This window comes from Mycobacterium sp. TH-M82 (assembly GCF_057473605.1).
The window spans coordinates 1-14,670 of record NZ_JBYCKY010000143.1 but is presented as its reverse complement, the minus strand read 5'-3'; the positions used below and the strand labels follow the sequence as shown (position 1 = coordinate 14,670).

17 protein-coding genes are annotated in these 14,670 nt (G+C 67.8%); 12 read left to right on the top strand and 5 right to left on the bottom strand.

All coding sequences use genetic code 11. The features are described from left to right. A partial coding sequence (locus AC2VON_RS04275) for a TetR/AcrR family transcriptional regulator (protein WP_486951825.1) occupies nucleotides 1-448 on the bottom strand: 448 nt, incomplete at its 3' end. Nucleotides 449-817: 369 nt separating this feature from the next. Between AC2VON_RS04275 and AC2VON_RS04270 the strand changes: the two genes are divergently transcribed. The 4 genes from AC2VON_RS04270 to deoC all read left to right on the top strand — a co-directional run bounded on the left by AC2VON_RS04270 (nucleotide 818) and on the right by deoC (nucleotide 2,962). Then, nucleotides 818-1,210 carry a helix-turn-helix domain-containing protein gene (locus AC2VON_RS04270; RefSeq protein WP_486951824.1) on the top strand — a complete coding sequence of 131 codons (393 nt, stop codon included), beginning with the start codon at nucleotides 818-820 and terminating at the stop codon, nucleotides 1,208-1,210. A 67-nt stretch (nucleotides 1,211-1,277) separates the two neighbouring features. Further along, a complete protein-coding gene (locus tag AC2VON_RS04265) occupies nucleotides 1,278-1,898 on the top strand; it encodes a heparin-binding hemagglutinin (protein WP_486951823.1) in 621 nt (206 codons plus the stop codon). A 47-nt stretch (nucleotides 1,899-1,945) separates the two neighbouring features. Further along, nucleotides 1,946-2,224 carry a DUF2516 family protein gene (locus tag AC2VON_RS04260; RefSeq protein ID WP_486951827.1) on the top strand — a complete coding sequence of 93 codons (279 nt, stop codon included), beginning with the start codon at nucleotides 1,946-1,948 and terminating at the stop codon, nucleotides 2,222-2,224. 6 nt (nucleotides 2,225-2,230) lie between these two features. Further along, nucleotides 2,231-2,962, top strand: coding sequence for a deoxyribose-phosphate aldolase (gene deoC, locus AC2VON_RS04255; protein WP_486951822.1), 732 nt, complete (start codon nucleotides 2,231-2,233; stop codon nucleotides 2,960-2,962). Nucleotides 2,963-2,987: 25 nt separating this feature from the next. Here deoC and AC2VON_RS04250 read toward each other — a convergent pair whose 3' ends face one another. From AC2VON_RS04250 to AC2VON_RS04240, 3 genes are read right to left on the bottom strand one after another with little or no spacing between them, the layout of a single operon-like run. Continuing rightward, complete coding sequence (locus AC2VON_RS04250) at nucleotides 2,988-3,770, bottom strand: LmeA family phospholipid-binding protein (RefSeq protein WP_486951821.1); 783 nt, start codon at nucleotides 3,768-3,770, stop codon at nucleotides 2,988-2,990. Then, the gene (locus AC2VON_RS04245; RefSeq protein WP_486951820.1) at nucleotides 3,767-4,591 is read right to left on the bottom strand and encodes a carbon-nitrogen hydrolase family protein; all 825 of its coding nucleotides are present in this window, start codon (nucleotides 4,589-4,591) and stop codon (nucleotides 3,767-3,769) included. The genes AC2VON_RS04250 and AC2VON_RS04245 overlap by 4 nt, the downstream gene beginning before the upstream one ends. A 10-nt stretch (nucleotides 4,592-4,601) precedes the next feature. Next, nucleotides 4,602-5,144, bottom strand: coding sequence for a DUF2505 domain-containing protein (locus tag AC2VON_RS04240; RefSeq protein WP_486951819.1), 543 nt, complete (start codon nucleotides 5,142-5,144; stop codon nucleotides 4,602-4,604). Nucleotides 5,145-5,170: 26 nt separating this feature from the next. On the opposite strand from AC2VON_RS04240, the gene AC2VON_RS04235 reads away from it, so the two are divergent. Next, nucleotides 5,171-6,253, top strand: coding sequence for a UDP-N-acetylmuramate dehydrogenase (locus AC2VON_RS04235; RefSeq protein WP_486951818.1), 1,083 nt, complete (start codon nucleotides 5,171-5,173; stop codon nucleotides 6,251-6,253). 50 nt (nucleotides 6,254-6,303) lie between these two features. Further along, entirely contained in the window at nucleotides 6,304-7,608 is a 1,305-nt protein-coding gene (locus AC2VON_RS04230) for a L,D-transpeptidase (RefSeq protein WP_486951826.1), read from the top strand. On the opposite strand, the gene AC2VON_RS04225 is transcribed toward AC2VON_RS04230, so the two are convergent. Beyond that, the gene (locus tag AC2VON_RS04225) at nucleotides 7,586-8,344 is read right to left on the bottom strand and encodes an SDR family NAD(P)-dependent oxidoreductase (RefSeq protein ID WP_486951817.1); all 759 of its coding nucleotides are present in this window, start codon (nucleotides 8,342-8,344) and stop codon (nucleotides 7,586-7,588) included. The genes AC2VON_RS04230 and AC2VON_RS04225 overlap by 23 nt on opposite strands. 54 nt (nucleotides 8,345-8,398) lie before the next feature. Here AC2VON_RS04225 and mshA point away from each other — a divergent pair, with 54 nt between their 5' ends. From mshA to AC2VON_RS04195, 6 genes are all read left to right on the top strand, one after another. After that, the gene (gene mshA, locus AC2VON_RS04220; RefSeq protein WP_486951816.1) at nucleotides 8,399-9,832 is read left to right on the top strand and encodes a D-inositol-3-phosphate glycosyltransferase; all 1,434 of its coding nucleotides are present in this window, start codon (nucleotides 8,399-8,401) and stop codon (nucleotides 9,830-9,832) included. Beyond that, a complete protein-coding gene (locus tag AC2VON_RS04215; protein ID WP_486951815.1) occupies nucleotides 9,829-10,383 on the top strand; it encodes a type III secretion system chaperone family protein in 555 nt (184 codons plus the stop codon). The genes mshA and AC2VON_RS04215 overlap by 4 nt, the downstream gene beginning before the upstream one ends. Before the next feature lie 13 nt (nucleotides 10,384-10,396). Next, complete coding sequence (locus AC2VON_RS04210) at nucleotides 10,397-11,146, top strand: phosphoglyceromutase (RefSeq protein ID WP_486951814.1); 750 nt, start codon at nucleotides 10,397-10,399, stop codon at nucleotides 11,144-11,146. Between the two features lie 209 nt (nucleotides 11,147-11,355). Beyond that, on the top strand, nucleotides 11,356-12,570 hold the full coding sequence (locus AC2VON_RS04205) for a sensor histidine kinase (protein ID WP_486951813.1): 1,215 nt from the start codon (nucleotides 11,356-11,358) through the stop codon (nucleotides 12,568-12,570). 49 nt (nucleotides 12,571-12,619) lie between these two features. Next, entirely contained in the window at nucleotides 12,620-13,306 is a 687-nt protein-coding gene (gene regX / locus AC2VON_RS04200) for a two-component sensory transduction protein RegX (protein ID WP_486951812.1), read from the top strand. 478 nt (nucleotides 13,307-13,784) lie between these two features. After that, nucleotides 13,785-14,670 (top strand): AMP-binding protein (locus AC2VON_RS04195; protein WP_486951811.1); only part of this gene is annotated, 886 nt, incomplete at its 3' end.

Below are 14,670 nucleotides of genomic sequence, written 5' to 3'. Positions count from 1 at the left end.
GCATCACCGCGAGCATGCGGGCGATGATCCGCTCGGAGTCGGCGATCACCTTGCTCTTGCTGGCCGAGCTGTTGGCCATCACGAACCGGTACGGCTCCGGCTCGGCCGCCACCGTCTCCACATAAACCCGGATGATCTCGCGGGTCAGGTCGAAACCGTCCAGGTTCGACGACAGCGCGGCCGCCATGTTGGGAATCAGCGTGGTCTGCGCGAAGCGCATCATCACCGCGGTGGTCAGGTCGTTCTTGTCGACGAAGTAGCGGTACAGCACGGTCTTGGACACGCCGATTTCGCCGGCGATCTCGTCCATGCTCACATAGCGACCGCGTCGGCGGATCGCTTCGATCGTCCCGTCGACCAGCTGGTTGCGGCGCTCCACCTTGTGCTGGTGCCAGCGTCGCTTGCGTCCGTCGGCTCTCACAGTCGGCGCCGGCACCTGTTCTGCCACTATCGCGGGTTCCCATTCACTAGACCCGTCGATTCTACGTTGCGGCCGGGTTTTGCCGGTGGGCCGGTAACAGTAACTCGCTGCCCGCGTAGCAGATGATGGTGTGCTGGTTCACTGCGCTCATCGAGAGGCCGACCCGGCGCCATCCGTTTCGCTGGCGGAATCGTTCGCCGGCGCTGACCCGGTCGCAGATGCCCAGCGACTGGTGGCGTTGCGGCGGGCACCGTCGTGGGCGCGCTGGCCGGCCTGGTCATCTACGCGGTAGCGCAGCTGATGTTCTGGCCAGCGCTAACTGGCGCTTGCAAAAGTTAGCACTAGGGCCTAGGGTGGTGCTCGCCGGCACCGGCCAGTCGGGGAGAGGAGGCGCACGTGCCGCAGGACGACAAGCTTGCCGTCGTGGTGTCCACCGCTGCGTCGGATATCGGCAGCTTCATCCGAGCGCAGCGTGAAGCCGCGCAGGTGTCGGTGCGGCAACTGGCCGACAAGGCCGGTGTCAGCAATCCGTATCTCAGTCAGATCGAGCGTGGATTGCGCAAGCCGTCTGCTGACGTCCTCAACCAGATCGCCAAGGCATTGCGGGTTTCCGCCGAGGTCCTCTACGTGCGGGCCGGAATCCTCGAGCCCAGCGACAAGAGCAGGGTGCGCGACGCCGTCATCGCCGATATGGCGATCACCGAGCGACAGAAACAGGTTCTGCTCGACATCTACACCTCGTTTGTCCACCAGAACGGAGCTGCCGGTGAGGAGACCACTTCTGCTTGAGTCTGCCTGAGTCTGCTTGAACCAGAAAACCACGACCGAACGAAAACCATCAACGAAAGGAAACATCATGGCCGACAACCCGACCATTGACGATCTGAGGGCCCCGTTACTCGCCGCGCTCGGCGCGGCCGACCTGGCCCTGGCCACCGTGACCGATCTGGTCACCACCATGCGGGAGCGCGCCGGGGAAGCCCGTGGCGACGCCGGCAGCCGGTTGGAGGAACGCCGCGCCCGGCTGACCAGGTTGCAGGAGGACCTGCCCGAGCAGTTCGCCGAATTACGGGAGAGGTTCACCTCCGAGGAGCTGCGTAAAGCCGCCGAAGGCTACGTCGAGGCCGCGACCAGTCGCTACCACGAGCTGGTGGAGCGCGGCGAGGTCGCGCTGGAGCGGCTGCGCAGCCAGTCGGGGTTCGAGGACGCCTCGGCGCGCGCCGAGGACTACGTAGACCAGGCTGTGGAGCTGACCCAGGAGGCGTTGGGCAACGTCGCATCTCAGACCCGTGCGGTCGGTGAACGCGCCGCCAAGCTGGTCGGCATCGAGCTGCCCAGGAAGAACGCGGCCAAGAAGAACGCGGCCAAGAAGGCCCCGGCCAAGAAGGCCCCGGCAAAAAAGGCCCCGGCAAAAAAGGCCCCGGTCAAGAAGCCTGCCAAGAAGGCCCCGGCCAAGAAGAAGGTCACTCAGAAGTAACGTCGAGTCGACGTTCGGGGCGGTATCCGCCTAGGCTTACCTCCGTGATGGCTGTGGGCCTGGTGGATACCGTCCTTTCCCTTTTGCTGATCGTCGCAGTGGTGACGACGGTCTACGCGTTCGTCCACGCGGCGATGCAGCGGACCGACGCCTACACTGCGGCCAATAAGCTGACCAAGCCGCTGTGGTTGATGATTCTCGGCGGAGCGCTGCTGCTGACGTTGCTGGTCTACTCGTGGGGGTGGGCGATCGGTTTCTGCGCAGCGGGCGTCTACCTGGTCGATGTGCGTCCCAAACTCCTTGAAATTCAAGGTAAGTCACACTGAGCGACGATGGCCGCTTCCGGCTGTAATCCCGGCGGCGCCGAGGGCCAGCCCCGACTAAGCCGCGATCAGCTGGCCGCCCTGGTCGACCACACTCTGCTCAAGCCCGAGGCCACCGCCGCCGATGTGGTCGCCCTGGTGGGTGAGGCCGTCGAGTTCGGCGTCGCCGCGGTGTGCGTGTCGCCGTCGATGGTGCCGATTGCGGTCCGCGCCAACGCGGCAAACCCCACCAGTGCGCCGATCGCTGTCGCAACCGTGGCGGGTTTTCCGTCCGGCAAGCATCTGTCCGCGGTGAAAGCGCAGGAGGCGGCGCTGGCGGTGGAGGCGGGCGCGGGTGAGATCGACATGGTCATCGATGTGGGCGCCGCGCTGGCCGCCGACTTCGCCGCCGTGCGGGCCGATATCGCGGTGGTGCGGGCCGCCGTGCCGAGCGCAGTGCTGAAAGTGATCGTGGAGTCGGCGGTGCTGCTGGGCCTGGCCGGCGAGCGCGTCCTGGTCGGCGTCTGCCGCGCCGCCGAGGAGGCCGGGGCCGACTTCGTCAAAACCTCAACCGGATTTCACCCGGCCGGCGGAGCGTCGATCCGCGCGGTCAGGCTGATCTGCGCCGCGGTCGGCCAACGGGTCGGGATCAAGGCCAGCGGCGGCATCCGCACCGCCGCTGACGCGATCGCGATGCTCGACGCCGGCGCCACCCGGCTGGGGCTGTCGGCGACGCGCGCGGTGCTCGACGAGCTCGGTTGACACCGGCGCTGCCAGGCTCCGATGGTCACAGATGCGCGAAGCAGGGGTCGTCGTTGTGCGATGGGATGGTGGCGTTGCGGCTGGAGAAGTGGGCCACCACTGCACTGTCGGTGACTTCAACGCTGTCGGCCCGCAGGCCCAGCGGGTATTTCTTGGTCAGTTGTTCAGCGAAATCGTCCAACGCCGGTTGGACCGCCTCCCTGGGTAGCGTCATGCTGCCCAAGCCGGTCAGGCTTTCCACCTGCAACGACAGTGCGCCGTTGACCACCCGCGGTTTGACGGTCACGCCGGCCAACCCGAACGCACCGTGGAGGTCGACGGTGCCGGTAGCGGCGTTGGTGGTCACGCCGGAAACCAGCTTGCCCAGCAGCGGGACCATGTCCTGAATGGTCTCCTTGATGCCGTCGGACGGCCAGGTGAGGGTGGCGTCCAGGGCGCCGATGGTGCCCGCGGAGTTGCCGTTATTGCGCAGTCGCACGTCGGCGATGTCCAGGTCGGCTTGCATCTGTTTGGCTTGCATGATCTGGTTACCGGCGGTCTGGACGGAGATGTTGGTGTACTTGCCGGTGATGTGTTGCCACAGGAACGGCGGTGATACCCCGAACGACACGGTGGCCTTGTCGTGGACCACACACTCGGTCACGCTGGCCACCTTGCCGTCGGCAATGTGGCGGGCATACAACTCGGTACCGATCAGGCCGGCCAACGTCAGCGCCACCACGGTGATGGCGATCAGCGTCAGCGCCAGCGGATCGCGCCACAACCGGGCGGGCCGCTTGTCGTGCGTAGGTCCGGGCGGATTGGTCATCCGCGTGATTGTGCCCTATCGAGTTGAACGAAGTCGGCGCGGTTGCTCAGGACGGCGAGTGTTTTCCGGGCGGCGGTGACGGCGTCGAGTTCGATATCGACGATCAACAGCTGCGGCGTCGCACCCGCCGACGCGACCACCTCACCCAACGGTGAGGCGACCAGGCTGTGTCCCACTCCGGTCGGCGCACCGGAGGCTACCGCGCTACCGGGGTCGGCCTGCCCGACGGCGGCGATGTAGCTGGTCGAATCCAGCGCCCGGGCACAGGCGAGCAGTTCCCACTGCCGCAGTTTGCCGGCGCCGGAGCCCCACGACGCGCACACCACGATCAGTTGCGCGCCACGGTCGGCCAGCTCGACGTAGAGTGCCGGGAACCTGATGTCGTAGCAGGTGGTCAAGCCGACCCCGACGTTGTCGACGGTGATGACCACCGGATCACGCCCGGGTGCGACGGTGCGGGATTCGGTGAAGCCGAACGCGTCGTAGAGGTGGATCTTGTCGTAGTGCGCTGCTCCGGCGACCGGACCGGCCTCGGCGGCAAGCAGTGTGTTGGTGACCCGCCCGTCACCGGCCGGGGTGAACATCCCGGCGATCACGGTGATCCCGGTGTGCGCCGCGACGCCCCGCACACCGTCGGCCCACGGTCCGTCGACGGGCTCGGCGATCGGCCCCAACGGCACCCCGAACCGGCACATGGTCGCCTCCGGAAACACCACCAGCGACGCCCCGCCATCGGCGGCCCGTTCGGCGTAATCGGCTACCACCTTGAGGTTGGCCAACGGATCGGTGCCGCTGAGGATCTGCGCCAAGGCAATCCGCATGCCCACCAGCCTAAGGCGGACCCGGTCTGTGCCCCTGCTCGGCGACCCACATCGAGGTGAACCGCTGTTCGGCCGTCACGAGCTCGGCCAGCTGGGTGCCGATGAAGCTCTCGATCTTGCCGCCCACCAAGGGGATGTCGACCTGCACCCTCGCGGTGAAACGCAGCGTGGAGCCCGTTGAGCCGAAGCCGGGCGACTCCAGCACGGCGTCGCCGGACAGTTTTGCCGGTGCGCCCAAGATCGTGCCGGTGACCTCGGCACGGGCCTTCCCGTCGCGGACCGGGCTCCACCTCTCGCTGCGCACCACCTCCAGGTCGCCGGGGTGAAACTGGGCGGCCAGCGCCGGCAATCGATCCCGGCGGACGCCCTGGGTGGTGACCACCTCGATTCCGTCGACGCCGTCGTCGCCCTCCACCGCCATCGAGTCCAGTCTCGCGGTGTCCGCGCCGGAGTCGGCCAGCCGCGCCAGCCAGTACCGCTCGTCGGCGAAGGCGGCATACACCCGTTCGACCGCGGCCTGGTACTGCGCGGACAGCGCGAATGTACGTGGCATAGCTGGTCAGGTTACCGTTACCGGCCATGGCTGGTCGTGCTGGTTCGATCTTCGCCGGTGCGCATGTCGCCGAGGCTGTGCCGCTGGCGCCGCTGACCACGCTGCGCATCGGCCCGGTCGCCCAACGGGTCATCACCTGCACCAGCACCGAGCAGGTCATCGCGGCGCTGCACCGGCTGGATCGCGAGCGCTGCGCGCCGCTGCTGGTGCTGGCGGGCGGCTCCAACGTGGTGATCGCCGACGACCTGACCGGCTTGACCGCGGTGCGGCTGGCCAACGACGCCATCGACGTCGACGGCACCCTCCTGCGGGCAGAAGCCGGAGCGGTCTGGGACGACGTGGTCGCCACCTCGATCGCCGCGGGTCTGGGCGGGTTGGAATGCCTATCCGGGGTTCCGGGTTCGGCGGGTGCCACCCCGGTACAGAACGTCGGCGCCTACGGTGCGGAAGTGGCCCACACCATGACACGGGTGCTGCTGCTGGACCGGCGCAGCGGCGCGGTGCGCTGGACGCCGGCCGCCGAGCTGGGCTTCGGTTACCGCACCAGCATGCTGAAGCACTCCGCTGGTGCGACGGCCGCCGTGGTGCTGGAAGTGGAGTTCGCGCTGGACCCGTCGGGCCGCAGCGCTCCACTGCGCTACCGCGAGTTGACCGCCGCGTTGGGCGCGGCCGACGGCGACCGCGTCGACCCGGCGGCGGTTCGCACCGCGGTCCTGGCGCTGCGTGCGGCCAAGGGCATGGTGTCCGACGCAGGCGACCACGACACCTGGAGTGTCGGGTCGTTCTTCACCAACCCGGTGGTAGCGGAGGCCGTCTATCGTCGGCTGGCGTGCCGGGCAGACGAGCCCGTCCCGCACTGGTCGGCACCGGGCGGGGTGAAGCTGGCCGCCGCCTGGCTGGTCGAGCGGGCCGGTTTTTCCAAAGGCTATCCAGGTGATGACACCGCACCATGCCGGTTGTCCACCAAGCATGCGCTCGCGCTGACCAACCGCGGCGGCGCCACCGCCGCCGACGTGCTGGCGCTGGCACGTACCGTGCGCGACGGAGTACACGAGATGTTCGGCATCACCTTGAAACCGGAGCCGGCGCTGGTCGGTTGCACGCTATAGCTGCACGTTTCTTGGCGCTGGTGTTTTCGCCGGTATCGTGGCGTGTCGTGATGACCGGGGGTGGCCCCTCGACACTGAACCGGCGACGGGCTTTGGCGGTGTTGGCTGTCGGGGTCGCGGCGCCGAACGCGTTGGCGGCCTGCTTCGGCAGAGCCGGCAAACAAACCGAGAGCGCACCACCACCGGCGCCGATCCTGACCTTCCAGCCCCCTGACACGACGGCCGATGTGTTGCCGACCGCGCCGGTCGGGGTCGAGGTTCGCGATGGGTGGCTGCAGCGGGTGGCACTGACCAGCCCCGCCGGCAAGGTGGTCGCCGGGGTTTTCAACCGGGACCGCACAGCGTACGCCGTCACCGAGCCGCTGGGTTATGACGCGGTGTACACGTGGAGCGGTTCGGTGGTCGGCCACGACGGCAAGGCCGTCCCGGTGGTCGGGAAACTCACCACGGTGACGCCGACTGTGACCATCGACGGTGGATTTCAGCTGGCCGACGGGCAGACCGTGGGCGTCGCGGCGCCGATCATCATCCAGTTCGACGCACCGATCGCCGACAAGGCGGCCGTAGAGCGGGCACTGACCGTCACCACCGATCCGCCGGTGGAGGGGAGTTGGGCCTGGCTGCCCGACGAGGCTCAGGGCGCCCGGGTGCACTGGCGTACCCGCGAGTACTACCCGGCGGGCACCACGGTCAACGTCGTCGCCAAGCTGTACGGGTTGGGTTTCGGCGACGGTGCCTTCGGCGCGCAGGACATGTCGTTGAACTTCGCGATCGGCCGGCGCCAGGTGGTCAGGGCCGAAGTCTCCTCGCACCGCATCCAGGTGACCCGCGACGACGGGGTGATCATGGACTTCCCGTGCAGCTACGGCCAGGCCGACAAGCCGCGCAACATCACCCGCAACGGTATCCATGTGGTCAGCGAGAAGTACTCCGATTTCTCCATGTCCAACCCCGCAGCGGGGTACAGCAACATCCACGAGCGCTGGGCGGTCCGCATCTCCAACAACGGCGAGTTCATCCACGCCAACCCGGCCAGCTCCGGCGCGCAGGGCAACACCAACGTCACCAACGGCTGTATCAACCTGTCGACGGGCGACGCGGAGCAGTACTACGCCAGCGCGATCTACGGCGACCCGGTCGAGGTGACCGGCAGCCCGATCCAGCTGTCCTACTCCGACGGCGACATCTGGGACTGGGCGGTGGACTGGGACACCTGGGTGTCGATGTCGGCCCTGCCGCCGCCTGATGTCAAGCCGCTCGCCCGGATTCCCAGCACCGCACCGGTCACCCCCCGCGACGCGCCCACGCTGTCGGGCACCCCGACCACAACCACTAGCGCGAGACCCGGCGGGTAGCGCTGGCTTGATCGCGTGGCCGGATGACGATCCGGTCGAGGTTGACGCGCGGCGGACGAGACGCGGCAAAGCCGATCACCTCGGCGATGTCGGTCGCGGTCAGCGGGGTCAGTCCCTCGTACACAGCATCGGCGCGCGCCTGGTCGCCGTCGAAGCGCACCAGGGAGAACTCCGTCTCCACCATGCCGGGGGCGATTTCGGTGAGGCGCACCGGCTTGCCCAGCAGCTCACCGCGCAGGGTTCGGTGCAGGGCACTCTGTGCGTGCTTGGCCGAGGTGTAGCCGGCTCCGCCGTCGTAGACCTCGAACGCCGCGACCGAGGTGATCGTGACGATCAGACCGTCCCCGGAGGCGATCAGCCTGGGCAGCAGCGCCCGGGTGACCAGCAGTGTGCCGAGCACGTTCGTCTCCCACATCCAGCGCCAATGCTGGAGGTCAGCGTCGGCCACCGGCTCCAGGCCCTTGGCGCCGCCGGCGTTGTTGACCAGCAGATTGATCGAACTGCAGACGCGGCCACACTCGGCGGCCAGCTTTTCGACCGCCGCCGGATCGGTGACGTCGGCGACCACCGCGGTCCCACCCAACTGCTCGGCCAGCGCGGTGACGCGATCCGCCCGGCGGGCCACTGCGACAACATGAAAGCCTTGTGCGGCAAGTGTTCTGGCGGTTGCGTCGCCGATTCCCGAACTGGCGCCGGTGACCACCGCGACCCGCTGGTGTGCCTGAGGTGCCGTCATCGGTCCAACTCTAGAACCTGCTGCATTCCTCCGCGGGCAGCGCCGGCCTGATGCATGGTGGCCGCGCGGCGTCCGGGCAGCATCGGACACCAGGGCCGGTGCTGCAAAGATGGCGGTGTGCGGCATCGCGACAGGCCCAGTGAGTCCAGTGGGTCGAAGCTGGTTTTTTCTCCGGTGAGTGATCTGCACCGGGTGGCGGTGCTCTCGGTGCATACCTCGCCGCTGGCCCAGCCCGGTACCGGCGATGCCGGCGGGATGAACGTCTACGTGCTGCAAAGTGCGCTGCATCTGGCCCGTCGCGGCGTGGAGGTGGAGATCTTCACCCGCGCGACGTCGTCGGCCGATCCGCCGGCGGTGCGGGTCGCGCCCGGTGTATTGGTCCGCAATGTGGTGGCCGGCCCGTTCGAAGGGCTGAACAAATACGACCTGCCCACCCAGTTGTGCGCCTTCGCCGCCGGGGTGTTGCGGGCCGAGGCGGCCCATGAACCCGGCTATTACGACGTGCTGCACTCCCATTACTGGCTGTCCGGTCAGGTCGGCTGGCTGGCCGCTGACCGCTGGGCGGTGCCGCTGGTGCACACCGCGCACACCCTGGCCGCGGTGAAGAATGCGGCGCTTGCCGACGGCGATACCCCCGAGCCGCCGCTGCGTACGGTCGGTGAGCAACAGGTCGTCGACGAGGCGGATCGACTCATCGTCAACACCGAATATGAAGCGCGCCAACTGGTTTCGCTGCATCAAGCCGATCCGGCACGGATCGACGTCGCACATCCGGGCGTCGATCTGGACGTGTTCAGTCCCGGTGACCGCCAGCTTGCCCGCACACAGCTGGGGCTGCGGTTCGATGAGCAGGTGGTGGCGTTCGTCGGCCGGATCCAACCGCTGAAGGCACCCGACATCCTGCTGCGTGCCGCCGCGAACCTGCCCGGAGTGCGGATTGTGGTGGCCGGTGGGCCGTCGGGCGGCAGCGGGCTGGCCGCCCCGAACGGATTGGTCTCACTCGCCGACGAACTGGGGATCACCGCCCGGGTGACGTTTCTGCCGCCGCAGTCCCGCGAGCATCTGGCCACCGTGTTCCGCGCCGCGGACCTGGTGGCCGTACCGAGCTATTCCGAATCGTTCGGCCTGGTCGCCGTGGAAGCGCAGGCGTGCGGAACGCCGGTGGTGGCCGCGGCCGTCGGCGGGCTGCCGGTCGCGGTGGTCGACGGGGTCAGCGGCGCTCTGGTGTCCGGCCATGACGTCGCGATGTGGGCCGACGCCATCGCGGGCCTGCTGCGGCTGGGTGCCGGACCACGCGGGTGGGCGATGCGCAGGGCGGCGATCAGCCACGCGGCAACGTTCTCCTGGGAGCGCACCGTCGATGCCCAACTGGCCAGCTACGCTAACGCGGTCGCCGACTTCCCGGCCGCGCGGCGGCGGCGGCTTCATGCGATCGGATCGCAGCGGCGAGCCCGTCCCCGGGCGCTGCGGCCCGGGGTGCGGGTGTGAGCGCGACCGCCGCCGCGGTGCAGCGAGTCATTGAAGACGCGCTCGATGCGGCCGCGCTGACCTATTCGCGCCACGCCGGCGCGCATGGCGGTCTGCCAGGTCTGATCGTTGAACTGCCCGGCGAGCGCAGGCTAACCACCAACACCATTTTGACCGTCGGCGAGCACTCGGTGCGCGCAGAAGCGTTCGTCTGCCGTAAACCCGACGAGAACCATGAGGGCGTCTACCGGTTCCTGCTGAGGCGTAACCGCCGGCTCTATGGTGTCGCCTACACACTGGACAACGTCGGCGACATCTACCTGGTCGGCCGGATGTCGTTGGCCTCGGTCACTGCGCAGGAGATCGACCGGGTGCTCGGACAAGTGCTCGAAGCGGTGGATTTCGACTTCAACACGCTGCTGGAGTTGGGGTTTCGGTCCTCGATTCAAAAGGAATGGGAGTGGCGGGTCTCCCGCGGTGCGTCACTGAAGAACCTGCGGGCATTTGAGCATCTGATCCGTGACGACGACGAGGGGGGCGAGGCAGAGGTGGGTAACCAGCGGCGTCCGTGACAGACTTGCCGTCATGGCAGACACTGCAACCCTGGTGTTACTCCGCCACGGCGAGAGCGAGTGGAATGCCAGCAATCAGTTCACCGGTTGGGTCGACGTCGACCTGACCGACAGGGGCCGCGCCGAAGCGGTCCGCAGCGGCCGGCTGCTGGCCGAGCATGACCTGCTGCCCGATGTGGTCCACACCTCGCTGTTGCGGCGGGCGATCACCAGCGCGAACCTGGCGCTGGACACGGCCGACCGGCACTGGATTCCGGTTCGGCGCAGCTGGCGGCTGAACGAACGCCATTACGGCGCGCTGCAGGGTTTGGATAAGGCACAGACCAAGTCTCGTTACGGCGACGAGCAGTTCATGGCGTGGCGGCGCAGCTACGACACCCCACCGCCACCGATCGAGCGCGGCAGCCGGTTCAGTCAGGACGGCGACCCGCGCTACGCCGATATCGGTGGCGGTCCGCTGACCGAATGCCTGGCCGACGTGGTGACCCGGTTCCTGCCGTACTTCACCGACGTGGTCGTGCCCGACCTGCGGTCCGGACGGGCGGTGCTGGTCGTTGCGCATGGCAACTCGCTGCGCGCGCTGGTGAAGTACCTGGACGGCATGTCCGACGAGGACGTGGTCGGGCTCAACATTCCCACCGGAGTGCCGCTGCGCTACGACCTGGACGCCGACCTGCGGCCACGGGTGGCGGGCGGAAGCTACCTCGACCCGGAAGCGGCCGCCGCCGGTGCTGCCGCGGTGGCAAGTCAGGGCGCCCGATAGGGCGGCCGTTTCGCCGAACGTGAAGCGGTTGCGAAGATCGTCGCGGATCCTCGCCACAGCTTCACACTCGGCGAACCCGGGCACCGATTCGCTCACCCAGGCGAACAACACGTGAACGCTGGCCGAACAGCAGCGTTGCAACCCATAACACGGCCGTGTTCAGTTGCACGCTGCTGAAATGACGTTCCTGGGATGCGTACGATTTTGGCGTGTCTGTGGTGGTGACGTCGGTGCTCGCCGGGGCATGGCTGCTGCCGGGGCTTGCGGCGGGTACGGCGGTCGGCATGTGGCTGGCGCACCTGCTCACCGAGCGTCGGCGGCGGGAGGCCACCGAGCGGGATGGAATCACCGTCGGGCAGATGTTGCAGCGGATTATCGCCCTGGCGCCGCTGGGCGCCGCCGTCGTCGACACCCACCGCGACGTGGTCTATCGCAACGAGCGGGCCAGAGAGCTGGGCCTGGTGCATGACCGGCTGCTCGATGACCGGGCCTGGGTGGCGGCGCAACAAACGTTGACCAGCGCCGAGGATGTCGAGTTCGACCTGTCGCCGGGCCAGCATGCCGAACCCGCCCGGTCCGGGCTGTTGGTGCGCGGGCACGCCCGGCTGCTGTCCGAGGAGGATCGCCGGTTCGCGGTGGTCTTCGTGGAGGATCAGTCCGAGCACGTCCGGATGGAGTCGACCAGACGCGACTTCGTGGCCAACGTCAGCCACGAGCTAAAAACCCCGGTCGGGGCGATGGGCGTGCTGGCCGAGGCGCTGCTTGCGTCGGTCGATGACCCTGAGACGGTGCGCCGATTCGGTGAGAGGGTGCTGGTGGAGGCCAACCGGCTGGCCAATATGGTCGGCGAACTGATCGAGCTGTCGCGGTTGCAGGGTGCCGAGCCGTTGCCTGATCTGGGCGTCGTCGATGTCGACGCCGTGGTGTCCGAGGCGATTTCACGCCACAAGGTGGCCGCCGACAACGCCCGGATCGCGGTGAGCACCGACGCGCCGAGCGGATTCCGGGTGCTCGGTGACGAGACCCTGCTGATCACCGCGCTGGCCAACCTCGTGTCCAACGCGATCGCCTACTCGCCGCCCGGGTCGCCGGTGTCGATCAGCCGTCGCCAGCGCGACCCCTTCGTCGAAATCGCGGTCACCGACCGGGGGATCGGTATCGTGCCCAGTGACCAGGAGCGGGTCTTCGAACGGTTCTTCCGAAGCGACAAGGCGCGGTCGCGAGCCACCGGGGGCACCGGGTTGGGGTTGGCGATCGTCAAGCACGTGGCGGCCAACCACAACGGCAGCATCACGCTGTGGAGCCAGCCGGGTACCGGGTCGACGTTCACCCTGTCCATCCCCGCCTACCGGAACGACGGTGCGCCGATGACCAGCGCCGACGACGATGCAGAGCAAAGCGATGGGGAGGAGCGGCGCCGATGACCCGCGCCGACGACGATGCAGAGCAAAGCGATGGGGAGGAGCGGCGCCGATGACCAGCGTGTTGATCGTGGAGGACGAGGAATCGCTGGCCGATCCCCTGGCCTTCCTGCTCCGTAAGGAGGGATTCGAGGCCACCGTGGTGACCGACGGGCCGGCGGCGTTGGCCGAGTTCGACCGGGCCGGCGCCGATATCGTGCTGCTCGATCTGATGTTGCCGGGCATGTCCGGCACCGACGTGTGCCGACAACTTCGCGCCCGCTCCAGCGTGCCGGTGATCATGGTCACCGCCCGCGACAGCGAGATCGACAAGGTCGTCGGGCTGGAACTGGGCGCCGACGACTACGTGACCAAGCCATATTCGGCGCGGGAGCTGATCGCTCGGATCCGTGCGGTGCTGCGACGCGGCGGCGACGACGACGAGTCCGGCGCCGGTGACGGCGTGCTGGAATCCGGCCCGGTGCGAATGGACGTCGAGCGACATGTGGTCATGGTCAACGGCAAGCCGGTCACCTTGCCGCTCAAGGAGTTCGAGTTGCTCGAGTACCTGATGCGCAACACTGGCCGGGTGCTGACCCGTGGGCAGCTGATCGACCGGGTGTGGGGAGCGGACTACGTCGGTGACACCAAGACGCTCGACGTGCACGTCAAACGGCTGCGGTCGAAGATCGAAGCCGACCCGGCCAATCCGGTGCACTTGCTCACGGTGCGTGGCCTGGGCTACAAGCTGGAGGGGTAGCCGTGCCTGGGCGGCTCACCCCATTCCCCTCGCCCTGAGTTGCCCTTCTCGCGTCACCCCTGACCCGGATCGCCGACGCGCTGTCATATATGTTGGTGGAGTAACGTCTCTAAAACAGGAATAGCAGATCGTAAAGGTTGACCCATGCGTCAAGGCTCTCGTCGGCGAGTACTCCAACGGCGGTGCGACGATCCGCGTTGTCGACGGTCCGGGTCCGGAGATCCCGACCGGGTCGCTGGTGATCGCCGTGGGTCCCAGCGGGTGTGGGAAGACCCCATGAGACCGCGATGTTGTCCTGCCTGGGCGGCATCCTCAGTCCGGGTGATCGCGCCGAGCGTGGGCGTTGCGACCAGCGCCGATGCACGCACCACTGCTCTTAATATACCCTTAATAATCTTGACAGCGAGGCGGCCGGCGATGCATTCTAAAACCAATTTATGTTAGCGCTATACGTGAGATGGAGCGAGATAGAGCAGGCATGAGCAGCGAAAACCAGCCCGGCAGTGCGGCGCACGGTGAGCACCAGGACACCGGACCCGCGGCACCCGCGGCACCCGCAGCCGGGCCCACCCCGCACACCCTGGTGGACCTGCTGGGGCAGCGGGCCGAACGGCGCCGGGACCGGATCGCGTTCAGCTTCTCCCGCGACGGTGCGGAAGAACACAGCAGCCGGGTGAGCTATCGGGAGCTGGACAACCGCGCACGGCAGATCGCGGCGGACCTGCGGCGGCAGGGCGCGACGGGTGAGCGTGTCCTGGTGCTCTGCCCGCCGGGCCTGGACTTCATCGCCGGCTTCTTCGGGTGCCTGTACGCGGGAGCGATCGCCGTGCCGGTGCATCCGCCGACGCGCGAACACCTGGTGCCCCGCGTCGAGTCGATCATCGCCGATGTGCAACCCGACTTCGCGCTCGCCACCGCCGAGATACAGCCGAGAATCAAGACCACGGTGGACGGGATGGCCGCCCGACGCCCGCTGCGGTGGTGTGCCGCGGACGCAGATGCAGCCGCCGCCGAGCCGCAGGAGTGGGTCACCCCCGACATCGATGCGAGCACGACCGCGATGGTGCAGTACACCTCGGGTTCCACCAGCTCACCGAGGGGCGTCGTGCTCACACACGGCAACCTGATGCACAACCTGGAGACCATCCGGCAGGCGTGGAATGCCGGGTTCGACATGGACGTAACCGGGGTGTTCTGGCTGCCGCCCTTCCACGACATGGGCCTCATCGGCGGTCTGCTCGAGACGCTCTACGTCGGTGGCAGTTCGGTCCTGATGCCGCCGAATGCGTTCATCAAGGCTCCGATGCGCTGGCTGGAAGCGATGTCGCGGCATCGCGCCGACATCAGCGCCGCACCCAACTTCG